At 47.0% G+C, this 23,270-nt stretch carries 16 protein-coding genes and 5 pseudogenes; 19 read left to right on the forward strand and 2 right to left on the reverse strand.

Annotated features, from left to right (window positions below; genetic code table 11):
* The first annotated feature begins 17 nt into the window (after positions 1 to 17).
* The 5 genes from DWZ60_RS06965 to DWZ60_RS06980 all read left to right on the forward strand — a co-directional run bounded on the left by DWZ60_RS06965 (position 18) and on the right by DWZ60_RS06980 (position 4,871).
* Positions 18 to 926 carry a carbohydrate ABC transporter permease gene (locus DWZ60_RS06965; protein ID WP_117509097.1) on the forward strand — a complete coding sequence of 303 codons (909 nt, stop codon included), beginning with the start codon at positions 18 to 20 and terminating at the stop codon, positions 924 to 926.
* Positions 927 to 968: 42 nt separating this feature from the next.
* Positions 969 to 2,504, forward strand: coding sequence for an ABC transporter substrate-binding protein (locus tag DWZ60_RS06970; RefSeq protein WP_117509096.1), 1,536 nt, complete (start codon positions 969 to 971; stop codon positions 2,502 to 2,504).
* 160 nt (positions 2,505 to 2,664) lie between these two features.
* Positions 2,665 to 2,802, forward strand: coding sequence for a hypothetical protein (locus tag DWZ60_RS17255; protein WP_158576341.1), 138 nt, complete (start codon positions 2,665 to 2,667; stop codon positions 2,800 to 2,802).
* Positions 2,784 to 3,485, forward strand: a complete 702-nt coding sequence (locus DWZ60_RS06975; protein WP_119188731.1) for an MBL fold metallo-hydrolase — start codon at positions 2,784 to 2,786, stop codon at positions 3,483 to 3,485. The genes DWZ60_RS17255 and DWZ60_RS06975 overlap by 19 nt, the downstream gene beginning before the upstream one ends.
* A 39-nt stretch (positions 3,486 to 3,524) precedes the next feature.
* Positions 3,525 to 4,871 (forward strand): glycoside hydrolase family 30 protein, encoded by a 1,347-nt coding sequence (locus tag DWZ60_RS06980; RefSeq protein ID WP_117509094.1) that lies wholly within the window; start codon positions 3,525 to 3,527, stop codon positions 4,869 to 4,871.
* 98 nt (positions 4,872 to 4,969) lie between these two features.
* Here DWZ60_RS06980 and DWZ60_RS06985 read toward each other — a convergent pair whose 3' ends face one another.
* Entirely contained in the window at positions 4,970 to 6,004 is a 1,035-nt protein-coding gene (locus DWZ60_RS06985; protein WP_117509093.1) for a 3-deoxy-7-phosphoheptulonate synthase, read from the reverse strand.
* A gap of 167 nt (positions 6,005 to 6,171) precedes the next feature.
* Positions 6,172 to 7,533 (reverse strand): polysaccharide biosynthesis protein, encoded by a 1,362-nt coding sequence (locus DWZ60_RS06990; RefSeq protein WP_055218215.1) that lies wholly within the window; start codon positions 7,531 to 7,533, stop codon positions 6,172 to 6,174.
* A gap of 158 nt (positions 7,534 to 7,691) precedes the next feature.
* Here DWZ60_RS06990 and DWZ60_RS06995 point away from each other — a divergent pair, with 158 nt between their 5' ends.
* The 14 genes and pseudogenes from DWZ60_RS06995 to eno all read left to right on the forward strand — a co-directional run.
* Positions 7,692 to 8,147, forward strand: a complete 456-nt coding sequence (locus tag DWZ60_RS06995) for an RrF2 family transcriptional regulator (protein ID WP_022463329.1) — start codon at positions 7,692 to 7,694, stop codon at positions 8,145 to 8,147.
* A gap of 6 nt (positions 8,148 to 8,153) precedes the next feature.
* A pseudogene (gene nifS, locus DWZ60_RS07000) lies at positions 8,154 to 9,334 on the forward strand (cysteine desulfurase NifS).
* 107 nt (positions 9,335 to 9,441) lie between these two features.
* Positions 9,442 to 9,878: pseudogene (gene nifU, locus DWZ60_RS07005) on the forward strand (Fe-S cluster assembly scaffold protein NifU).
* Between the two features lie 2 nt (positions 9,879 to 9,880).
* Positions 9,881 to 10,975, forward strand: a complete 1,095-nt coding sequence (gene mnmA, locus DWZ60_RS07010; RefSeq protein ID WP_055218213.1) for a tRNA 2-thiouridine(34) synthase MnmA — start codon at positions 9,881 to 9,883, stop codon at positions 10,973 to 10,975.
* Entirely contained in the window at positions 10,972 to 11,772 is an 801-nt protein-coding gene (locus DWZ60_RS07015; protein ID WP_117760395.1) for a histidinol-phosphatase HisJ family protein, read from the forward strand. The genes mnmA and DWZ60_RS07015 overlap by 4 nt, the downstream gene beginning before the upstream one ends.
* A 264-nt stretch (positions 11,773 to 12,036) precedes the next feature.
* Positions 12,037 to 13,050 carry a type I glyceraldehyde-3-phosphate dehydrogenase gene (gap, locus tag DWZ60_RS07020; protein WP_022463324.1) on the forward strand — a complete coding sequence of 338 codons (1,014 nt, stop codon included), beginning with the start codon at positions 12,037 to 12,039 and terminating at the stop codon, positions 13,048 to 13,050.
* 214 nt (positions 13,051 to 13,264) lie between these two features.
* Positions 13,265 to 14,458, forward strand: a complete 1,194-nt coding sequence (locus DWZ60_RS07025) for a phosphoglycerate kinase (protein WP_022463323.1) — start codon at positions 13,265 to 13,267, stop codon at positions 14,456 to 14,458.
* Positions 14,459 to 14,539: 81 nt separating this feature from the next.
* On the forward strand, positions 14,540 to 15,292 hold the full coding sequence (tpiA, locus tag DWZ60_RS07030) for a triose-phosphate isomerase (protein WP_022463322.1): 753 nt from the start codon (positions 14,540 to 14,542) through the stop codon (positions 15,290 to 15,292).
* Positions 15,293 to 15,599: 307 nt separating this feature from the next.
* Positions 15,600 to 16,819: pseudogene (locus tag DWZ60_RS07035) on the forward strand (type I restriction endonuclease subunit R, EcoR124 family).
* A gap of 84 nt (positions 16,820 to 16,903) precedes the next feature.
* A complete protein-coding gene (locus DWZ60_RS07040; RefSeq protein WP_117509089.1) occupies positions 16,904 to 18,412 on the forward strand; it encodes an ATP-binding protein in 1,509 nt (502 codons plus the stop codon).
* A 347-nt stretch (positions 18,413 to 18,759) separates the two neighbouring features.
* Positions 18,760 to 19,143: a RidA family protein gene (locus DWZ60_RS07045; protein ID WP_055218381.1), complete on the forward strand. Its 384-nt coding sequence runs from the start codon at positions 18,760 to 18,762 to the stop codon at positions 19,141 to 19,143.
* 15 nt (positions 19,144 to 19,158) lie between these two features.
* Positions 19,159 to 20,448 (forward strand): homoserine dehydrogenase, encoded by a 1,290-nt coding sequence (locus DWZ60_RS07050; protein ID WP_117509088.1) that lies wholly within the window; start codon positions 19,159 to 19,161, stop codon positions 20,446 to 20,448.
* Between the two features lie 181 nt (positions 20,449 to 20,629).
* Positions 20,630 to 22,169, forward strand: a pseudogene (gene gpmI / locus DWZ60_RS07055) (2,3-bisphosphoglycerate-independent phosphoglycerate mutase).
* 559 nt (positions 22,170 to 22,728) lie between these two features.
* Positions 22,729 to 23,211: pseudogene (gene eno, locus DWZ60_RS07060) on the forward strand (phosphopyruvate hydratase); the annotation flags it as partial.
* Positions 23,212 to 23,270 lie beyond the last annotated feature (59 nt).

Consider the following 23,270-nt stretch of genomic DNA (forward strand, 5'->3'; position numbering starts at 1 on the left):
AAAAGGAGGAATTAGTTATGCAAGCTGTTGCAAAATCACAGAAAATCAAGAAAAGTACTTCTACAAAAGTATTTTATGTCATCTGTTACACCTTTGTTGCGCTGATGGCTCTGGTATGTTTACTGCCGTTTATTATGGTGGTTTCCGGTTCGTTTTCATCTGAGCAGGCGATTCGGTTTCAGGGTTATGGCATTCTCCCAAGAGAATTTACCACAGCCGCTTACGCACTGATCTTCAAGAGCCCGATGACCGTTGTCCGTGCTTACGGGGTATCTATTTTTATCACCCTCGCCGGAACTGCAGTAGGACTTCTGCTTACGACAATGACCGCTTACGTGATCAGCCGTAAAGATTTCAAGTACAGAAATGCTCTGTCCTTCTTCTTCTACTTTACGACCCTGTTTAACGGCGGTATGGTTTGCTCCTATATTTTCTACATCCAGTATCTGCACTTAAAAGACAGCTACCTTGCCCTGATCTTACCGGGTGTGTTCAATGTCTTCTACCTGTTGATCATGAGAACCTTCGTATCCGCAATTCCGACCGCACTGATCGAATCTGCGAAGATTGACGGCGCAGGCGAGTTTAAAACATTTTTCAGCATCATCCTTCCGCTTCTGAAATCCGGAATGGCAACCATCGGTCTGTTCCTTGCGCTTGGTTACTGGAATGACTGGTACAATGCAATGCTGTATATGAATACAGAAACAAAATATCCGCTGCAGTACATGCTGTATGCCCTGATGCAGAAAACGCAGGCAATGTCCCAGATGGCAAGCTCTGCAAACATTCCGCTGCAGGATATGCCATCCAACTCCCTGAAGCTGGCCATGGCAGTTGTGGCAACCGGCCCGATCATTCTGGTTTACCCGTTTATACAGAAATATTTTGTAAAAGGTGTTACAATCGGTTCCGTCAAAGGCTGATGGAACGATTAGATAAAGGCAACGAAAAAGGAGGAAAAAGAAATGCAAAACAAAAAATTAAGAAAAGCACTTGCTGTATCCATGGCAATCGCCATGACCGGAGGCCTGCTTGCAGGCTGCGGAAGCAACAATTCCAGCTCTTCCAATGGTGGAGCTGCAAAGAGCGGATCTACATCATCCGCAAGCGGTGAGCTTGACACATCCGAGTTTGTGGAGCTTTCCATGTATGTCATCAGTGACCGTCCGGCAGGACAGGATGCAATCGACGAGAATCTGAACAAACTCTTAAAAGAGAAACTGAACTGCTCTTTGAAAATCAACTGGATCGGCTGGGCGGAGTACGCAAACAAATATCCGTTGCTGTTCTCTTCGGGAGAAGAGTTTGATATGGCATACAGTGCATCCTGGCTGAACTTTGCATCTCTGGCGCAGAAGGGTGCCTTCAAGAGCCTTGATGAGCTCTGGCCAACCTACGCACCGAAGAACTTTGCAGCACAGTCTGAGGAAGCAAAACAGCAGGCAACAGTAAATGGAAGCTATTATTGTGTTCCTTCCCTGCTGTCTACCTACAATTCATATGGTCCTATCTATCGTGGTGACCTGGTAGAGGGAACCGAATGGGACGGAAAGATGGAGACCTTTGAAGATATTGAAGAGTACTGCGATATCATCAAAGAAACGCATCCGGAAATGGAGTGCATCGATCTGTACTCTACAGCACCGGAAATCTTCTTCATGTATATGGAAAATCAGGGACTGGCAGCCTTCAACGGAATCCGTTATCTGTGGTATGATCCAAATGCAGAAAATCCAACTGTTATGACTTCCTATGAGCTGGAGAAAACACCGGAATTCCTGGAAATGATGGCAAGATGGAATGAGAAAGGATTTTATTCAAAATCTGCTCTGTCAGACACGGACAGCACGAAATTTCAGAATGGTAAAGCAGCTCTGAAGATCCATAACATTGATTCCTATGTGGGACAGGCAATTCTTCATCCGGAATACGATATTCACTATTCTAACATGGTAAAAGATGTTGCACATCTTCCATATACGCAGGACTGTATGGTAATCTCCAATACTTCCAAGAATCCGGAGAGAGCAATGGCACTGTGGGATCTGATCACCAATGATCAGGAAGTATACGATGCATTCTACTACGGCATTGAAGGAACTTCTTATGAGCTGAACGATGAAGGACAGTTCAAGGTTCTGGATACGGACAACTATGGAACGAGCGCAATGTGGTCTGCAAGAAGTGATGCTCTGAACCGTCAGGCGATCGGTACTCCGGACGATTATAAGACTAACATTGATGAGTTTGAGTCCCACATCGTTTCTGGACAGGGAAATGAGAAATTCACAGGATTTGTACTGGATACCTCTTCCTTCGAGACCCAGCTTGCTGCATGCAACAATGTACAGCAGCAGTACTGGTGGCCGCTTGAGCTCGGATACACAGATGCAGAATCTGGTTTGGCTGATTATCAGTCCCAGATGGAAGCAGCAGGAATCGAGACCATGAAAGAGGCAGCTCAGAAACAGCTTGACGCTTACGTAGCAGGCCTGAAATAAAACGAATTTCCGAAAGGGAAACGCAAAGACTATATAACTTCTGCCGCAGGCAGAACAGACGGACAAAAAGCAGGTACTGGAGCAGAACATATCGTGGGGGTATGCGTGCGGTGCCTGCTTTTTCCGAAAACAGCCATCATGTATGGGAGGGAACAAAACTATGATAAAAGAACCAATGGTAATGGAAATTGCGAAAAACACCTACGCCATCAACGAATTCGGTCTGTCCGCGTGTTATTTTCTGGTCGGAGAGGAGCGTGCGCTTTTGATTGACACCGCATGCGCCTTTCTGATCTGAAAGGCATCGCGGCAAGCTTGACGGACAAGCCGTACGACGTTGTCCTGACGCACGGCCATCTCGATCATGTCGGCGGAATCGGTGCGTTTACGGATGTCTATCTTGGCGAGGCAGATTTTGCTATGACACGGAACCTGAACGCAGAACAGCTGCGCGGCTTTGCTGATGAAATTGGAAGAAACGGCGGCTATCAGGCATATGAGTATGATCTCAACAAAATTCAGCCGTTCGAAATGCCGACATTCCATGCCCTGCACGAGGGCGATGTTTTCGAACTGGGAAACCGCCGCGTCGAGTGCATCGAGGTGGCCGGCCACACGCCGGGCGGCATCTGTTTTCTTGATGAAGCGACGAAAATCCTGTTCTCCGGCGATGCCTGCAACCAGAATCTTCTTGTCCTCGGCTGCAGCGTGAGAAAAACGCTGGAAGGGCTGTATCACCTGAAAACATACGAAACCCGCTATGAGAGATCCTACAGCGGGCACATCGGTTTCGGCGGCATGCAGGGCTATTTCAGCCAGCCAGAGACGATTCTCGATGACTGCATCAAAACCGCCGAGCAGATTCTGTCCGGCGAAGCAGAAGGAAAAACCGCACCGCGGGAAGGCATGCTCTATGCCGAACACGGAACCGCAAGACTCAGTTATTACCCGGACTGCCTGGAAAAGGATCCGGAGCGATAAAATGATCTGCAAAAAGCAGAGAAAAGGAGAAGAAAACTTATGGCAAAAGTAACATTACACGCAACCATCTTTGGGGAAGATGGCATCAAAACAAGAGACTATGAAACTGCACTGATCCCGGACGCGAAAAATCAGGAAATGCAGGTCATCAACCTGTACCCGGACAAGACGTATCAGAAAATTGAGGGATTTGGCGCCGCACTCACCGAGTCCGCAGGCTATGCACTGTCCCGCATGAGTGAGGAAAACCGTAAGAAAGTAGTAGAAGCGTATTATGGAAAAGACGGCATTGGCTATACGATCGGCCGGATTCACATGGACAGCTGTGACTTCTCCATCGGCAATTACTGCGCAGTCGAAAACCCGGACGATCCGGAATTCAGGGATTTTAGCCTGGAAAGAGATGCAAAATACGTGCAGCCGCTCGTAAAAGCTGTTTCCAAAACTCTTGGCAAACCGGTCTCACTGCTGCTTTCCCCGTGGTCCCCGCCAGCCTTCCTGAAAGAGACCGGCGTGAGAAACGGCGGCGGCCACCTGAAAAAAGAAAGCTATCCGGATTACGCAAATTATATTGCAAAATACATCACCGAGTACGAAAAACTCGGCCTGCCGATTTCCTGGATGACGGTACAGAATGAGCCGCTGGCTGTTCAGACCTGGGATTCCTGCGAATATACGGCAGAAGAGGAAAAAGAATTCCTGCGTGACTATCTGTACCCGACCTTAAAAGAAAAAGGCCTTGATCACGTAAAACTGTACATCTGGGACCACAACAAAGAGAGAACGTACGAGAGAACCCGCGACATTGTGGATGAGACAACGAAAGATATGATTGCTGGTGTTGCATACCACTGGTATTCAGGCGATCATTTTGACACCCTCTCGATGGTAAGAGAAGATTACCCGGATCTGATGCTGATGCACAGTGAGGGCTGCGTAGAGCTGGCACGGTACGGTGCGGCTGCCGGAAACTCTCTGCGCCATGCAAAACAGTATGCGCACGACATCATCGGCGATCTGAACCATGGCATGAATTACTGGATTGACTGGAACCTCGTGCTTGATGAGATCGGCGGCCCGAACCACGTGGACAACTTCTGCGGCGCACCGATCATTTGCGACGGAACGACCGACACAATCGAAGTAAAACCGATGTTCCACGCGATCGCCCACTTCTCAAAATACATCAAACCGGGCGCCGTCCGCATCGCAAGCTCCACGTATTCGCCGGATCTTGAGGTTACAGCAGCGAAAAACCCGGATGGAACGATTGCACTCGTTGTATTAAATACGTCAGAAGAGACGAAAGTAGTCAATCTCCGCATGAACGGAACCACAACCCGCCTGACCTTCTGGGGCAATAGCATTGCAACGGTATTGATTTAACAACCTTATCATAACAAAAGAAAGAAACCTCTGTGCAGACCGGTAAAATCTGCGACAGAGGTTTCTTTCATATGTGTTTTTGCAACGAAGGAGAAAATTTAGCACTCCTCAGCAATATCGTAAATCAGTCGTTCGGTCTGATCCCATCCAAGACACGGGTCGGTAATGGATTTTCCGTAAACATGGGTTCCGCATCCGATTTTCTGATTGCCAGGCTCCAGATAGCTTTCGATCATAACACCTTTTACGAGACTTTCGATATCCTTGCTGCATCGTCTTGTGTGCAGAACGTCTTTGACGATACGGATCTGCTGCTCGTATTTCTTTCCGGAGTTGGAATGGTTGGCATCGATGATGGTAGCCGGGTTTACGAGATGTGTTTCGTTGTATTTCTCCAGCAGAAGCTGAATGTCCTCGTAGTGATAGTTCGGCACGGAGTTGCCGTGCTTGTTGGTCGCACCGCGGAGAATGGTGTGCGCCAGCGGATTTCCGCTTGTCTTTACCTCCCAGGTACGGTAAATAAAGGAGTGGGAGCCCTGTGCGGCAATGACGGAGTTGATCATAACAGAAAGATCACCGCTGGTCGGGTTTTTCATGCCGGCCGGAATGTCGATGCCGGAAACAGTCAGACGGTGCTCCTGGTTTTCTACGGAACGTGCGCCGACCGCAACATAGGAGAGAATATCGGACAGATAGCTCCAGTTGGACGGATACAGCATTTCGTCTGCAGAAGTCAGATCAGTCTCTTCTACTACACGCATATGCATTTTACGCATGGCGATCAGGCCGTGCAGCAGGTCCGGCTTTCCTTCCGGGTCCGGCTGATGAACGATACCTTTGTAGCCTTCACCTGTGGTACGCGGTTTGTTGGTATAGACACGCGGGATGATGATCAGTTTGTCGGATACTTTGTCGGCAACCTTTGCCAGACGGTGATTGTACTCCAGAACAGCGTCTTCGTTGTCTGCGGAGCAAGGTCCTACGATAACAAGAAATTTATCGGAATCCCCGGTAAAGACTTTTGCGATTTCAGCGTCACGCTGTTTTTTGATTTCGGTTGCGCGGGCGCTTAAGGGATATTGTTCCCGGATCTCTGTTGGGGTGGGAAGTTTTCTTACAAATTCAAGGCTCATTTTCGTTCTCCTTTATCTTAGATGCACTTCTTTTCTAGCTGCGGACAGAGGAGCGTTCTTGTGTGCCCCGTCGCAAACTATCTATAAATTATAATACATAACGCGAAGATTGTCGATATTTTTTCGGCGAAAATTCTGTTTCTCTTAAAAAAGATAGAAAAAAGGTATCAATGAACAGCAAATCCGTTTGCAGATTCCCGATGCAGGAACAAAAGTGCCATTGTCATAATGGTAAGTTCACTTGCAAGAATACCATAGAGATAGCCACGGATGCCGAAAACCGGGACGAGAAAAAGAATTGCAAGAATACGAATTACATCTCCGGCAAGGTTCTGGAAAAAAACGAGAGAAGTTTTTCCAAGGCCGTTTAAAATGCTTCCAAGTGTCGTTTCCAGATAGAGAAAAGGACTTAAAAATGAAAGGATACGCAGAAAAACGCCGACTTCTTCGTTTTGAAAAAGGAAACGTCCAAGCCACGGACCGAAAAAGAAAAAGGCAAAAACAGCGGAAGTGCCAAGCAGCACACAGAAAGAAATTGTATAACGGATCGTGTCTGATATTTGCTCCGGCGTACCGTCGGCCTGCTGTTTTGCTACGCCGGGCAGAAGCATGACGGACACCGCGTGGGTGATGGCAGATGGAAAAAAGATCATAGGAAGTGCCATACCGGTGAGAATGCCATACTGCGAGAGCGCTGCTTTCCGGGAAAGACCGAAGGTGACCAGACAGCCGGGGAGCAGAGCACTTTCAATGCTGTGGAGGACATTCAGAAGAATACGGTTCAGCGTAAGCGGAAGATTCAAAACGGCAAGCTCTCGGAAGGTATCGTACCAGAGGGTCTTTTCTTTGAAAAAAACAGAAATCGGGCGGTGTTTCTGAGGGGACCTGCTGTGCGAGACGGACAGGCAGGCCATCAGAAAGAGACACGAAAAGAGTTCGCCGGCGGCAGTACCGAATGCAGCGACAGCGGCAGAGGGGAGGCTTGTGGAAAGACAGAAAAGCCAGGCAAGGTAGGAAGCGCCCATGCGCACGAACTGTTCCAAAAGCTGGCAAAAAGAAGGCAGTGCCGTCTGATTCTGGCCAAGATACCATGCCGAGAGACAGTTGTGGATCCCGGAGGGGAGAATGCCGAGTGATAAAATCCGGAGGAGCAGAATCGTCCGCGGCTCAAAAAGAAGCCGTGTTCCGATAAAATCCGCGCTGAAAAAGAGAAAGATGGAGGCGGAGAAGGAAAGTATCACTACAATGCCGCATCCGGCCGCCAGACAGATCTTTGCCCGTCTGGAATCCTTTTTGGCAAGGTACGATGCGACAAAGCGCGAGAGCACCGTCTGCATGCCGCCTGCGCCAAGGGAGAGCATCAGTGCGTAGAGTGGTGTGGCGAGCTGGTAGATACCAAAGGCTTCCGCACCGATCCGGCGCGACAGGAATATTCTATAGAGAAATCCAAGAATTCTGCAGATGATCCCGGACGCGGTCAGGATCAGTGTGCCAAGAAGAAGCGTGTTCTTTCTTGTGATTTTCAGCATGGGATAGACTCCTTTCACGGCATTGCGCAGATAGTCTAAAATATGCGAAAAAACTCCTTGACAGAACCCCGTGATAGGTGCTATTCTGAGTGAGAAATAAATCCGATTAAAACTGTCGGAATTGGAAAACGACAGCACAGGAAAAAGGAGAACCAGGAATGAAATTATCGACCAAAGGAAGATATGGTCTGCGTGCCATGATCGATCTGGCGAGTCACGAAGAAGAGGGTGCAGTGTCCATTGCCAGCATTTCAGAACGCCAGAATATCTCAGAGAGCTATCTGGAGCAGCTGGTGCGTCCGCTTCGAAAAGCCGGATTCATTGAGAGTGTGCGGGGAGCAGGCGGTGGATATGTACTTGCAAAACCGGCAGATTCCATTTCGGTAGGAGATGTTCTCCGTGTGCTGGAGGGCGGACTCGAGGCAGTCACGTGCTCGGTCAATGAAGGCCTGGGCGGCTGCGATGCGGCCGATTTCTGCGTCACGCGTTTTGTGTGGCAGAGGATCAATGAGGGAATTACGAACGCTGTGGATTCCATCAGCCTCGGAGAGCTGGTTCAGCAGAGCCGGCAATTAGAGAAAAACAGAAACAGCGATAGAAATGACAAGGAGTGAACAACAATGATTTATCTGGACAATGCGGCAACAACAAAAACAGCCCCGGAAGTTGTCGAGGCTATGCTTCCTTATTTCAGCGAATACTACGGAAATCCATCCAGTATTTATGCAATTGCAGGAAAAAGCAAAGAAGCCATCACCAAAGGAAGAGAGCAGATCGCAAACGTGCTCGGCGCAAAACCGGAGGAAATTTATTTCACAGCCGGCGGCAGCGAGTCCGATAACTGGGCGTTAAAAGCTACCTTTGAAGCATATAAAAATAAAGGAAACCACATCATCACCACAAAAATCGAGCATCATGCGATTCTTCATACCTGTGAGTATCTGGAAAAAGAGCGCGGTGCGAAAATCACCTATATCGCGTCGATGAGAACGGCGTTGTCAATCTGGATGAACTCGAAGCAGCCATCACACCTGAGACCATTCTGATTTCCGTTATGGCGGCAAACAACGAAATCGGAACGATTCAGCCGATCAAGGAAATCGGAAGAATTGCAAAAGAACACAATATTTTATTCCACACAGATGCTGTACAGGCATTTGGCCAGATCCCGATCAATGTGGATGAGTGCAATATTGATATGCTCAGTTCCAGCGGTCATAAGATTAACGGACCGAAAGGAATCGGCTTCCTTTACATCCGAAAGGGTGTGAAAATCCGCTCCTTCGTACACGGCGGTGCGCAGGAAAGAAAACGCCGTGCCGGAACAGAAAATGTACCGGGCATCGTAGGATATGGAGTTGCGGCAGAGCGTGCGGCAAGAACTATGGCGGAGCGTACCGCAAAAGAAATCGAAGTACGTGATTATCTGATCAACCGTATTTTAACCGAGATTCCGAACTGCCGTCTCAACGGCGATCCGGTAAAACGTCTGCCGAACAACTGCAACATCAGCTTTGAATTCATCGAGGGAGAGTCCCTTCTGATCATGCTGGATATGAAAGGTATCTGCGCATCCAGCGGTTCTGCATGTACTTCCGGATCCCTGGATCCGTCCCATGTACTGCTGGCCATCGGACTGCCGCACGAGAAAGCACACGGTTCCTTACGTCTGACTTTAAGTGAGGAGATCACAAAAGAGGACGTTGATTTTGTTGTAGAGCAGATTAAAGCGATCGTAGACCGTCTGCGCAGCATGTCCCCGCTGTATGAGGATTACATCAAAAAACAGCAGGGTAAATAAGTTTAAAAAAATAAGACAGTCCATCCAGAAAGCCGGTACAGAAAAATTCAGGTAAAAGCTGTGCCGGAGGAGGACTGCTTTGAAATAGTTCAGGAGGAAGAATAACAATGTACAGTGAAAAAGTAATGGATCATTTCCAGCATCCGAGAAATGTAGGAGAAATTGAGAACGCAAGCGGTGTAGGTACCGTTGGAAATGCAAAATGCGGCGATATCATGAGAATGTATCTTGACATCGACGATAACGGAATCATTCAGGACTGCAAATTCAAAACCTTCGGCTGCGGCGCCGCAGTTGCAACCAGCAGTATGGCAACCGAGCTGGTAAAAGGAAAAACCATCCAGGAAGCTCTGGAAGTAACCAACAAAGCTGTTATGGAAGCACTCGACGGACTTCCGCCGGTCAAAGTTCACTGTTCTCTGCTTGCAGAAGAAGCAATTCACGCTGCACTCTGGGATTACGCAGAGAAACACCACATCAAGATCGAGGTCTTGCAAAACCGAAGTCTGATATCAGCGAGGGCGAGGAAGAGGAAGAATACTAAGTATGGGAAAAAAGAAAGTAGTCGTTGGAATGTCCGGCGGCGTAGATTCCTCGGTGGCAGCGTATCTCCTGAAAAAAGCAGGATACGATGTCATCGGGGTGACCATGCAGATCTGGCAGGATGAGGCCGAGACAGTCCAGGAGGAAAACGGGGGCTGTTGCGGCCTCTCTGCTGTTGATGATGCAAGGCGCGTGGCACAGGTGCTGGACATTCCGTATTATGTCATGAACTTCAAAAAAGAGTTCCGTGAGAACGTCATGGACTATTTCACGAACGAATATCTCTGCGGCAGAACACCGAACCCGTGTATCGCCTGCAACCGCTATGTGAAATGGGAAGCGTTGCTTCAGCGCAGTCTTTCCATTGGAGCGGACTACATTGCGACCGGACATTATGCAAGAATCGAACAGCTTGCCAATGGACGGTATGCGATTGCAAATTCGGTAACAGCGGCAAAAGACCAGACGTATGCACTGTATAATCTGACCCAGGAGCAGCTTTCGCATACGCTGATGCCGGTCGGAGACTACACAAAAGATCAGATTCGTGAGATTGCAGCAAAAATCGGTCTTCCGGTAGCAAAAAAGAAGGATTCCCAGGAAATCTGCTTCGTGCCGGATCAGGATTACGCTTCCTTTATCCAGAACGAGACAGGAATCGTGGCACCGAAAGGCAATTTCGTGAATACAAAGGGTGAAATCCTCGGTACCCATGAGGGGATTACCCATTACACCGTAGGACAGCGCCGCGGACTCGGCCTTCCGATGGGACACCGCGTGTTCGTACTGGAAATCCGTCCGGAGACGAACGAGGTTGTGGTCGGCGAAAATGAAGAGGTTTTCGCAAAAGTAGTAAAAGCAAACAAAGTAAACTATATGGCAATTCCGCCGCTGGAACTTGGAGAAGAGCTCTCCTGCACCGCAAAAATCCGGTACGGGCACAAAGGCTCCCCGTGCGTGATCAAACGGACCGGGGAAGATGAGATTACCTGTACCTTCCCGGACGGCGTGCGTGCTCCGACACCGGGACAGGCTGTTGTCTTCTACGTGGACGGCTGTGTCGGCGGAGGCGGAACGATTACGGAGGCCGAAAGATGAAAATAGCGGACTGTCATATGCACAGTTTCTTTTCAAGTGACAGCGAAGCACCAACAGAAGAGATGGTAAAACGGGCAGTCGAGCTGGGACTTCCGGCAATCTGCCTGACGGATCACTACGATATGGATTACAGTACCGGCGAGTTCCAGCTCGATACACCGGCATATGCGGCAAAAATCCGGGAACTGCAGGAAAAATACTACGACAGAATCGATATCCGATTCGGCGTGGAACTGGGACTGCAGCTCCACTTAAAAGAACGGATGGAAGAGTATGTAAATGCGTGGCCGTTCGACTATGTGATCGGATCCATGCATGTCATTGACGGAAAAGACCCCTATTATGAGGATGCTTTCCCGGACTGGACAGCAGAAGAGCTGTACCGGGCGTATTTTCGGGCTACAGCAGAAAATATCCGGTTCTTCCACAATTTCCAGACGCTTGGTCATCTGGATTATGTGGTACGCTACTGCAGAGAAAAGGGAAAAGATTACAGCTACCGCGCATTTGCGGACGAGATCGATACCATTTTAAAAGAGCTGATTCAGTACGATATCGCGCTGGAAATCAACACCGGCGGCTACAAGGCAGGCCTTGGCGTGCCGAATCCGACGCCGGATGTTATCAGAAGATACTGGGAACTGGGCGGCGAAAAGATCACCTTCGGTGCCGATGCCCACAAACCGGAACATATAGCGTTTCATTTCGCGGACGCGGCAGCCATCGCGCAGGAAGCCGGATTCCGGTACTACGTGCGGTTTAAAGAGAAGAAGCCGGAATATCTGCCGATCCAATAGAAAACGCGCAGGAAAAGCCGGAAAAAAGCCCCAGAAAGGCTGGATTCCGGCTTTTTCTGCAATAGACGGATCTTTCGAAATTTTGCAGAAATACGGATCGGCATCCGGCCTCTTCACAAATTTTAGAAATAATTTCGTATTTTCTTGAAAATAGAACTTGAATTTTCCGACGAAATTAGGTATTATACAGATAAGGTTGATGTTTCTTTAACAAAGTACAGAGACTCAAAATTAAAATTCACTTTTTAGGAGGAATTGAAAATCATGGCAGTAAAAGTAGCAATCAATGGTTTTGGCCGTATCGGACGTCTTGCATTCAGACAGATGTTTGGAGCAGAAGGTTATGAAGTAGTAGCAATCAACGATTTAACATCCCCGAAGATGTTAGCTCATCTGTTAAAATATGACTCTTCTCAGGGAAAATATGCTCTGGCTGATACCGTAACATCCGATGAAGATTCCATCACAGTAGATGGCAAAAACATCAAAATCTATGCTTTCCCGGATGCTAACAACTGCCCATGGGGAGAGCTTGGCGTAGACGTAGTTCTGGAGTGCTCCGGATTCTACACCTCCAAAGCAAAAGCTCAGGCACACATCAATGCAGGTGCTCGTAAAGTAGTTATCTCCGCTCCGGCTGGTAACGACCTTCCGACCATCGTTTACAATGTAAACCATGAGACCCTGACAGCAGACGATAACATCATCTCCGCTGCATCCTGCACCACAAACTGCCTTGCACCTATGGCAAAAGCTCTGAACGAACTGGCTCCGATTAAATCCGGTATCATGGTTACTATCCATGCTTACACTGGAGATCAGATGACTCTGGACGGACCGCAGAGAAAAGGCGATCTGAGAAGATCCCGTGCAGCTGCAGTTAACATCGTTCCAAACAGCACAGGTGCTGCAAAAGCAATCGGCCTTGTTATTCCGGAACTGAACGGCAAACTGATCGGTTCTGCACAGCGTGTTCCAACCCCAACCGGTTCTACCACAATCCTTACAGCAGTTGTAGAAGGAACTGTAACTGTTGACGAGATCAACGCAAAAATGAAAGCATCTGCAACCGAGTCCTTCGGATACAACACAGATGAAATCGTATCCAGCGACATCGTTGGTATGAGATATGGTTCTCTGTTCGATGCAACTCAGACCATGGTTCTTCCGCTGGACAACGGAACAACAGAGGTACAGGTTGTTTCTTGGTATGATAACGAGAACTCCTACACAAGCCAGATGGTTCGTACCATCAAATACTTCAGCGAGTTAGCATAATTTAACAAACTGAACGGCAAAATTTCAGAGCCCAAAGGGTCCGGTCTGTTAAGGACCGGACCCTTTTTGCGAATGCGGCGGAAAAATACGGCACAAAAACAGCCCTTTTCCGTGTGCAAAAATTATAAACTGCATTTTTAAATAAGGACCGCGATGCCGCAAAAACAAAGAAACGGCGCGGCAGATGCAGTTGGATATATGGAGGGAAACGCCCATGTTAAACAAAAAAACCGTAGATGATATCAACGTAAAAGGAAAAAGAGTCCTTGTAAGATGCGACTTCAACGTTCCGCTGATCGATGGAAAAATCACAGATGAGAACCGTCTGGTAGCTGCTCTTCCGACGATCAAAAAACTGATCGCTGACGGCGGAAAAGTAATTCTCTGCTCTCATCTTGGAAAACCGAAAGGAGAACCAAAACCAGAGCTTTCTCTTGCACCGGTTGCAGTTCGCCTTTCCGAGCTTCTCGGACAGGAAGTTAAATTTGCAGCAGATCCTGAGGTTGTAGGACCGAACGCAAAAGCAGCTGTTGAGGCTATGAAAGACGGAGATGTAATCCTTCTGGAGAACACCCGTTATCGTGCGGAAGAGACCAAAAACGGTGAGGAGTTCAGCAAAGAACTGGCTTCCCTGTGCGACGTATTCGTAAACGATGCATTCGGAACCGCACATCGTGCTCATTGCTCCAATGTTGGTGTTACTAAATATGTTGACACTGCAGTTGTTGGTTATCTGATGGAGAAAGAGATCGCATTCCTTGGAAATGCTGTCAACAATCCGGAGCGTCCGTTTGTTGCCATCCTTGGTGGATCCAAAGTATCCAGCAAGATTTCTGTTATCGACAACCTGATCGATAAAGTTGATGTCCTGATCATCGGCGGTGGTATGGCTTATACCTTCGCAAAAGCAGCAGGCGGCACCGTTGGTGATTCTCTGCTTGAGATGGATTATCTGGATTATGCAAACAAAATGAAAGAAAAAGCAGCAGCAAAAGGCGTGAAACTGCTTCTTCCGGTAGACAACGTTGTTGCAGATGCATTCTCAAACGACGCAAATACACAGGTTGTTCCGGCCGGACAGATTCCGGATGGCTGGGAAGGTCTGGATATCGGACCGGAAACTGCAAAACTGTTCGCTGACGCTGTTAAAACTGCTAAAACCGTTGTATGGAACGGACCGATGGGATGCTTCGAGATGCCGAATTTCGCAGCAGGAACCAAAGCAGTTGCAGCAGCACTGGCTGAAACAGATGCAGTTACGATCATCGGCGGCGGAGATTCCGCAGCAGCTGTAAATCAGCTTGGATATGGCGATAAGATGACTCATATCTCCACTGGCGGCGGCGCTTCCCTGGAATTCCTGGAAGGAAAAGAACTGCCGGGCGTTGCAGCAGCAAACGACAAATAAAACAACGATTCAGAGCGCAAGCGGAATCGAGAGGTGGCTCTGAACCGTTTCAATAAGTAAAACTAAGGAGATCAAACGATCATGGCAAGAAAGAAAATTATCGCCGGAAACTGGAAAATGAACATGACTCCGAGCGAGGCAGTAGAGTTAGTTAATACATTAAAACCACTGGTGGCAAATGACGACGTTGACGTGGTTTTCTGCGTACCGGCCATCGATATCATCCCGGTTGTAGAGGCTGCAAAAGGCTCCAACATCCAGATTGGTGCTGAAAATATGTATTTTGAGGAGAAAGGTGCTTTCACAGGCGAAATCTCCCCGGCTATGCTGACAGACGCTGGCGTGAAATACGTTGTACTTGGCCACTCTGAGAGAAGAGAATACTTCGCAGAGACCAGCGAGACCGTAAACAAAAAAATGCTGAAAGCTTTCGAGCACGGCATCACCCCGATCATGTGCTGCGGAGAAACTCTGGAGCAGAGAGAGCAGGGTGTAACGATGGATTTCATCCGTCAGCAGGTAAAGGTTGGATTCCTGAATGTAACAGCAGATCAGGCAAAAACAGCCGTTATCGCTTACGAGCCAATCTGGGCAATCGGAACCGGCAAAACTGCTACAACAGAGCAGGCTGAGGAAGTTTGCAAAGGCATCCGCGAGTGCATCGCTGAAATCTATGATGATGCAACAGCAGCAGCTATCCGTATCCAGTATGGCGGCTCTGTAAACGCAAAAACCGCACCGGAACTGTTCGCACAGGAGAACATCGACGGCGGCCTGGTAGGCGGAGCATCCCTGAAACCAGATTTCGGAGCTATCGTAAACTACAATAAATAATTGATTTTTATACGAAATCAATAAATAAAACAGACTAAGACGCCACCAAACACGGTGAATTTGGCAGAAATGCTGAAGGTGAGATGTTTGGTGGCGCTTTGCTGTTTTTTATGCAACATATAATCCTTGATTTAGCTATAGAGAGTGCCAGTTTGTGCAAAAAGAAATCACTTCGTTTCTGTGTTTTGAAGCGGAGTGATTTTTTGCGCGGATTGAAAAATTCACGTTTTCGTGATATGCTTGTTTTATATCTGTCGACCAGCCGTCCAGAGAGTTTCTGGAAGAAGTAATCAAGGATTATAACAAAATGTTCCATACGAACTACGATACCTCAAGTGATAAATTCCAGAATTATTATAAAGATGTGTCGCTTCGCATGAAGAATAAGGAATTGGACATTCTGATCGTAGTCAATATGTTTCTTACCGGTTTTGATGCGACGACTATGAATACGCTGTGGGTGGATAAAAATCTGAAAATGCACGGACTGATACAGGCGTTTTCCCGTACAAACCGTATTCTGAATTCTATCAAGACCTTTGGAAATATTGTATGTTTCAGAAATCTGCAGAAGCGAGTAGATAGTGCCATTTCCTTGTTTGGGGATAAGAATGCCGGGGGCATTGTTTTGCTGCAGAGCTTTAAGGATTACTATTACGGATATGAATCCGTAGATGGTAAGCCAATGCCAGGGTATGTGGATCTGATGGAGGAATTGAATCATAAGTTTCCGCTGTCAGAACCGCAGATTGTCGGAGAGCAGAACCAGAAGGATTTTATTGCTTTGTTTGGTGCTATTCTTCGTATGAGAAACCTTCTGCTTTCCTTTGACGAATTTAAGGGGAATGAGCTGATTTCTGAGCGCAATTTGCAAGACTACATTGGACGTTATCAGGATTTGCGTGACGAGTGGAAACGGAAACGCCGGGAAAGTACGGATATTACAGATGATGTGGTGTTTGAAATTGAATTGATCCGGCAGGTAGAAATCAACATTGATTATATTCTGATGCTTGTAAAGAAGTATCATGATACCCACTGTGAAGATAAGGAAGTGCTGATAACCATCAATAAAGCGATTGATGCCAGCCCGGAGCTGCGCAGCAAGAAACAGCTATTGAAACCTTTATTGCAGGAATCAATGATGTGGACGATGTTATGGATGAGTGGCATGAATTTGTTGTGGAACAGCGTGATTATGATCTTAATGTAATTATTGTGGAAGAAAAATTGAAGCCGAAAGACACACGAAAGTTCATAGAGAATGCGTTTCGGGACGGAGAGATCAAAACAGCGGGAACGGATATAGATAAAATCATGCCGCCAATTTCTCGTTTTGGTGGTGGCGGAAGAGCCAAGAAAAAACAGAGAGTCATTGAAAAACTGAAAACGTTTTTTGAAAAATATTTCGGTATCGGTGGTTCGTATTCCTTTAATGAGCCAGAGCATAAAGCCGTGACATACGATCTGAGCGATCAGGAAACAGTGTTGATGGCGGCAGAATCTGAAGCACCATACGGAAAATAGTCATAAATGAATGGAACCACATTGGAAGCAAAAAGCAAAATAATAGAGTCATCATGGACAAAACTTAATCATGGAGGTGATCGGATGACAATAGAAGAAATCCTTGCTGGAGAATCCAAGAACGTTGAATTCAAAGTACAACGTCCAGACAAGAGCATGAAATATATGAAAACGGTTGTTGCTTTCGCTAACGGAAAAGGTGGGAGGATTATATTTGGTATTGACGATAAAACAAGAGAAGTTGTTGGCATTCCGGAGGATAAAGTTTTTCGGGAGATTGATGCGATTACGAATGCTATTTCTGACAGTTGTGAACCTACAATTATCCCGGATGTTTATTTGCAAAATATAAATGATAAACCTGTAATTGTTGCAGAAATCAGGACGGGACGTCGGAAACCATATTATATTAAGGCAGAGGGGCTGGAGAATGGCGTATATATTCGAGTTTCTGGAACAACACGCCCTGCTGACCGTGATATGTCAAGAGAATTATATTATGAATGCGATGCCCGCTCTTTTGATTCAATAATCCGCAGAGATATAGAAGTGACCGATGAAGATATTAAAAGTCTCTGTGAACAAATGAAGGAAGTTGCTATTGCCAACTGCAAATCCAATCTTCAGCGATCAGCAGTTAAAGATGTAACGAAAAATGTTTTGCTCAGTTGGGGAATTTTGAAAAAAGATGAGAATGAAAAAATCTATCCGACAAATGCGTATATTTATTTAACGGGACAAGGTGGACTCCGTTCCATGATACAGTGCGCTGTGTTTAAGGGAACGACGCGAGCTGTCTTTTTGGATCGACGTAATTATGAAGGACCGCTTTGGAAGCAAGTAGAGGAAGCGGTGCAGTTTGTCCTTAGAAATATTCGTATGGGATGTCGGCTGGAAGGAGTATATCGACAGGATATTTATGAACTGCCGCCGGATAGTATCCGTGAGTTGATCGTTAATGCAGTTATGAATTGCAGTTACATTCAGAATTCTAATATTCAGGTGGCAATTTATGATGATCGCTTGGAGATCACATCTCCTGGTGGACTGCTTCCTGGCGTAACGATTGAGTTGATGAAGGAAGGATTTTCAAAAATCCGAAATCGTTCGCTTGCCAATGCTTTTGCCTATATGAACCTTGTGGAAGCATGGGGAAGTGGTATTCCGAAACTTATGCAGGCTATGCAGGAATACGGATTGCGTGAACCGGAATTTATTGATATGGAAGTAGCTTTCCGCATCAATCTTTATCGCGGCCAGAATGAGGTCATTGAGGTCAAAAATCGAGATCATGACCTCAATCATGGGTCAAATGATCTCAATCGTGAGCCCGATAATCTCAATCATGAGCCTGTTGACCTCGATCGAGATCCCAATGACCCCAATCATGATCCCAAAGATGACCTTGAAATTCAATTGTCAGAAATGATTTATAAAAATCCGGAACTGACTCAGAAAGAATTAGCAAAAGCGCTTGCAGTTTCTACGGCAACGATTAAGCGTATGCTTACAAAAATGCAGCATGAAGGTAAAGTTATCCGTGAGGGGTCTAATCGAAAAGGAAAATGGATATTGACGGATAAAATGAAATAGGATTGATGATTTGATTGGAAAAGGCAAATGAATTTACCGGCTTTTTTAAGAAAATCAGACGAACTTACAGAACAGTTATCAAAGAAACAAGTGATTGCTGTTATGTCGACATATCACAAAAGATATCCTAGACGGAGTGCGTTCATACATGAATTAATAGAATTTGGATATGTGAAATGAACGATTCTGAACTTTTCTTGTGTCCGGGAGCGGCTTTTTCGCACTTGCGGACATCTCCCACATGTGATATGATGGGAACGACAAAAGTGTCGGAAAAACCGCATGATAGAGGGAAAAAACGCGGCAAATCAGACGACGCGAAAGAAAGCATAAAGGAGAATATGATTATGGCAAGAGAAATCATTAATACAGAAAAAGCACCGGCAGCAATCGGACCTTATGTACAGGCAGTCGCAGACAATGGCCTTTTATTTATTTCCGGACAGCTTGGCTTTGATGTAGAGCATGGCAGCGTGATCCCGGAAACCGTAGAAGAGCAGGCAACCCTCTCTTTAAAGAATCTGGACGCAATCATGACAGCAGCAGGAACTGACCGCACGAAAGTGATGAAAACAACCATTTTCCTGACCGATATGAACGATTTTGCCAAGGTAAATGAAGTATACGGTGCTTTCTTTGGCGAGTCCAAACCGGCTCGTTCCTGTGTAGCAGTTGCCGCTCTTCCAAAAGCAGCAAAAGTAGAAATTGAATGCATCGTATCCCTGAAATAAGAGGGAGAGATGAGTATGGCAGAGGAAAGAGTAATTAAAATCGGAATGCTGGGTCTTGGCACCGTCGGTACCGGTGTGTACAAAGTGCTGAAAAGCCAGCAGGAGGAAATGCTTCCGAAGCTGGGAGCGCGTGTGGAGCTGAAAAAAATTCTCGTGCGCAATGTGGAAAAAGCAGCTGCAAAGGTTGATGATCCGTCGATCGTTACCATGAACTTTGAGGACATTGCCAATGACCCGGAGATTGAGATTGTTGTTGAGGTTATGGGTGGAAAACAGCCGGCTATGAATTACATTCTTGCCTGCCTGGATGCAGGAAAGAATGTTGTAACGGCAAACAAAGACCTGGTGGCATCTGAGGGTAAAAAAATCCTTGCGGCAGCAAAGAGAAACGGAAAGGATTTTCTCTACGAGGCATCCGTGGCGGGAGGAATTCCGATTATCCGTCCGGTGAAACAGTGCCTTGCAGCCAATCATATCACAGAGCTGATGGGTATTTTCAACGGTACCACAAATTTTATTCTGACAAAAATGTCGCAGGAAGGCATGGAGTTTGGCGATGCACTCCGTCTGGCGCAGGACATGGGTTATGCGGAAGCAGACCCGACCGCAGATGTGGAAGGTCTTGATGCCGGCCGGAAAGTGGCAATTCTTGCTTCAGCAGCGTTCAATTCCAGAGTGACATTTGAAGATGTTTACACCGAAGGCATTACCAAAATCACGGCGACCGATATCCAGTACGCAAAAGAGATGGGATGCACGATCAAGCTGCTCGGCGTGGCAAAAGATACCCCGGAAGGAATCGAAGCTCGCGTTCATCCGATGCTGATCGACAGCAATCATCCGCTTGCGACTGTCAATGATTCCTACAATGCCGTATTCCTGACAGGCGATGCCGTACAGGATACGATGTTTTACGGACGAGGTGCCGGAGAGCTTCCGACTGCGAGTGCTGTTGTGGGTGATATTTTCGATGTCGTGCGCAATATTTTATGGAACTGCTGCGGCAGAATCGGCTGCACATGCTACCGGGAATGCCCGATCAAGCGTGTCGGCGAAATTAAGTCGAAATATTTTGTACGCATGCAGATTGAAAATCGGTATGGAACGCTGGCATCGGTAGCTTCTGTCTTTGGAAACAACAAGGTTTCGATTGCACAGATGCTTCAGAAACGTGTCAATGGAAAATACGCCGAGATCGTCGTCATTACGGACGAGGTCAAAGAGCGCCATTTTGAGGATGCCATGCAGATTTTAGGCGGAATGTCGATGATCCAGGAGATTTCTTCGACAATCCGGGTATACTAACAAAATGTAACAATTCAGATCCATGCGAAATGGAAGAAAAATCGCGAATCATGCTTGCATGAAGGAGCGCTTTTTCTGGAGTTTCATATGGCGAAAAGCAACATCGAGATGCAGCGTAAGCGGAATCGAGATGGGGATCTGGATTGTTACCCCAAAATTAAATCAAAGAAGGGAATTCACAATGAGTAAAAAACCAACCGTATTAATGATTCTTGACGGATATGGACTGAATGACAAATGCGAGCATAACGCTGTCTGCGAAGCAAAAACTCCGATTATGGACCAGCTGATGAGCCAGTGCCCGTACGTAAAAGGACAGGCCAGCGGACTTGCTGTAGGTCTTCCGGACGGACAGATGGGTAACTCTGAGGTAGGCCATCTGAACATGGGCGCAGGCCGCGTTGTATATCAGGAGCTGACCAGAATCACGAAAGCAATCCAGGACGGTGATTTCTTCGAGAATGAAGAGCTGGTAAAGGCTGTTGAAAATGCAAAAGCAAATAATTCCGCACTGCACCTGTTCGGACTTCTTTCTGACGGCGGTGTTCACAGCCACATCACCCACGTATTCGGACTTCTGGAGCTGGCAAAACGTAAGGGTCTCGAGAAAGTTTATGTACACTGCTTCCTGGATGGCCGTGACACTCCTCCGGCATCCGGAAAATCCTATGTTGAGCAGCTGCAGGCAAAAATGGATGAGATCGGTGTCGGCGAAATCGGCGTGATCTCCGGCCGTTACTATGCAATGGACCGTGATAACCGCTGGGATCGTGTCGAGCTGGCTTACAAAGCTCTGACAAAAGGGGAAGGCGTAGAAGGAACCGATGCGGCAGAGGCTGTTCAGGCTTCTTATGATGCTGAAAAAACCGATGAGTTCGTTCTGCCGACCGTTCTGAAAAAAGACGGAAAACCGGTTGCAACGATTCAGGATAAAGATTCTGTGATTTTCTTCAACTTCCGCCCGGACCGTGCAAGAGAGCTGACAAGAGCATTCTGTGCAGATGAGTTCACCGGATTTGAGAGAGAAAAACGTCTGGATCTGACCTACGTATGCTTCACGGAATACGATGAGACCATCCCGAACAAATCCGTTGCATTCAAAAAAGAAGAGATCACCAATACCTTCGGTGAGTATCTGGCAGCACATAACATGACGCAGGCTCGTATCGCCGAGACCGAGAAATATGCACATGTAACCTTCTTCTTCAATGGCGGCGTTGAGGAGCCAAATAAAGGTGAGGACAGAATCCTTGTGAAATCCCCGAGGTTGCTACTTATGACCTGAAGCCGGAGATGAGTGCTTACGAAGTATGCGACAAGCTGACGGATGCCATCCGTTCCCAGAAATACGATGTCATCATCATCAACTTTGCAAATCCGGATATGGTTGGCCATACCGGCGTTGAGAGCGCAGCAATCCAGGCAGTTGAGGCTGTTGATGAGTGCGTAGGCAAAGCAGTTGATGCATTAAAAGAGGTTGACGGCCAGATGTTTATCTGTGCGGACCACGGAAATGCAGAGCAGCTTGTAGACTATGAGACCGGCGAGCCATACACCGCTCATACCACCAATCCGGTTCCGTTCATTCTGGTTAATGCAGACCCATCCTACACGTTAAGAGAGGGCGGATGCCTGGCAGACATCGCACCGACCTGATCGAGCTGATGGGAATGGAGCAGCCAAAAGAAATGACAGGAAAATCCCTGCTGATTAAGAAATAAAGAGAAATCGTGAAAATGTCCCTGCCGGATTCGTTTTGAAACGGGTGCGGCAGGGATATTTTATCATAATAATCTGAAAATAAAAATAATTACGCAATAAGAGACAGAATAAAAATGAAAAACAGATAAAAAATCAAAATAAAGTGTTGACAAACGGTGAGAAAACTGATATAGTAAAGTCAACAAAAGAAAACGGAAGAAAAAAACAGAAAGAGAGGACGGACCACCGAGAACATAACGAATTACCCCATAAACTAAGAAAGCGAAGGTATGGACCCAAGAAAACGTAACGAAGTACCCCAAAGTGAAACAAAAGAACAAAAGAACAAAAAAAGAAAGGATTCAGTCCAATGCACAGTTCTAACTTATGAAAGCATCCGAAAATGGAAAAATCGGATGGCTTTCATATTGCGTTTTTTATGTTTGAAAAGAATAAGGACTGGAAAAAAGAGGTTTCGACAGAGAGAGCAACATATTTTTCCCATAGCACGGTCATACTGTGAACGCAGAGAAGAAACTTGGTTACTGTTCACTTTGCAGCAAAACAGGAGGGAAAACTATGTTTCGATATTTACCAATTCGAAGCGTGACAGGAAGAGAAATTCTGGATTCGCGCGGAAATCCGACCGTAGAGGTGGAAGTGGCCGTCGGGGAGGGGATTCTCGGGCTGGAAGGCCATATGGGGCGTGCCCAGGTGCCGTCCGGGGCATCGACAGGAAAATTTGAGGCACTGGAAAAAAGAGATCAGGAAGTGCGCTATCTGGGGCAGGGCGTGAGAAAGGCTGTAGAAGCGGTCAATACCGTGCTGGCCGATGCCGTTGTCGGCGAGAATGCGCTCGAGCAGGAGCGGATTGACCATATCCTGTGCCAGGCAGACGGAACCGAAACGAAAGAAAACCTCGGGGCAAACGCCATTCTCGGTGTCTCACTTGCTGTAGCGCGCGCGGCGGCAAATGCGCTTCATCTGCCGCTGTACCAGTACCTGGGCGGCTGCCACACAAGCCGTATGCCCGTGCCGATGATGAATATTTTAAACGGCGGTGCTTGTGTTATTATAATGACACAAGGCAGAACCCCTTATAATACAAGGGCTCTAGCGAT

It is taken from the genome of Blautia sp. AF34-10 (assembly GCF_003477865.1).
Classification (GTDB): Bacteria; Bacillota; Clostridia; order Lachnospirales; family Lachnospiraceae; genus Fusicatenibacter; species Fusicatenibacter saccharivorans.

Excerpts from the sequence above, each read along its gene's own strand:
- DWZ60_RS06965 (WP_117509097.1), top strand. The coding sequence starts at position 18 with ATGCAAGCTGTTGCAAAATCACAGAAAATCAAGAAAAGTACTTCTACA.
- DWZ60_RS06970 (WP_117509096.1), top strand. The coding sequence starts at position 969 with ATGCAAAACAAAAAATTAAGAAAAGCACTTGCTGTATCCATGGCAATC.
- DWZ60_RS17255 (WP_158576341.1), top strand. The coding sequence starts at position 2,665 with ATGATAAAAGAACCAATGGTAATGGAAATTGCGAAAAACACCTACGCC.
- DWZ60_RS06975 (WP_119188731.1), top strand. The coding sequence starts at position 2,784 with ATGCGCCTTTCTGATCTGAAAGGCATCGCGGCAAGCTTGACGGACAAG.
- DWZ60_RS06980 (WP_117509094.1), top strand. The coding sequence starts at position 3,525 with ATGGCAAAAGTAACATTACACGCAACCATCTTTGGGGAAGATGGCATC.
- DWZ60_RS06985 (WP_117509093.1), bottom strand. The coding sequence starts at position 6,004 with ATGAGCCTTGAATTTGTAAGAAAACTTCCCACCCCAACAGAGATCCGG.
- DWZ60_RS06990 (WP_055218215.1), bottom strand. The coding sequence starts at position 7,533 with ATGCTGAAAATCACAAGAAAGAACACGCTTCTTCTTGGCACACTGATC.
- DWZ60_RS06995 (WP_022463329.1), top strand. The coding sequence starts at position 7,692 with ATGAAATTATCGACCAAAGGAAGATATGGTCTGCGTGCCATGATCGAT.
- mnmA (WP_055218213.1), top strand. The coding sequence starts at position 9,881 with ATGGGAAAAAAGAAAGTAGTCGTTGGAATGTCCGGCGGCGTAGATTCC.
- DWZ60_RS07015 (WP_117760395.1), top strand. The coding sequence starts at position 10,972 with ATGAAAATAGCGGACTGTCATATGCACAGTTTCTTTTCAAGTGACAGC.
- gap (WP_022463324.1), top strand. The coding sequence starts at position 12,037 with ATGGCAGTAAAAGTAGCAATCAATGGTTTTGGCCGTATCGGACGTCTT.
- DWZ60_RS07025 (WP_022463323.1), top strand. The coding sequence starts at position 13,265 with ATGTTAAACAAAAAAACCGTAGATGATATCAACGTAAAAGGAAAAAGA.
- tpiA (WP_022463322.1), top strand. The coding sequence starts at position 14,540 with ATGGCAAGAAAGAAAATTATCGCCGGAAACTGGAAAATGAACATGACT.
- DWZ60_RS07040 (WP_117509089.1), top strand. The coding sequence starts at position 16,904 with ATGACAATAGAAGAAATCCTTGCTGGAGAATCCAAGAACGTTGAATTC.
- DWZ60_RS07045 (WP_055218381.1), top strand. The coding sequence starts at position 18,760 with ATGGCAAGAGAAATCATTAATACAGAAAAAGCACCGGCAGCAATCGGA.
- DWZ60_RS07050 (WP_117509088.1), top strand. The coding sequence starts at position 19,159 with ATGGCAGAGGAAAGAGTAATTAAAATCGGAATGCTGGGTCTTGGCACC.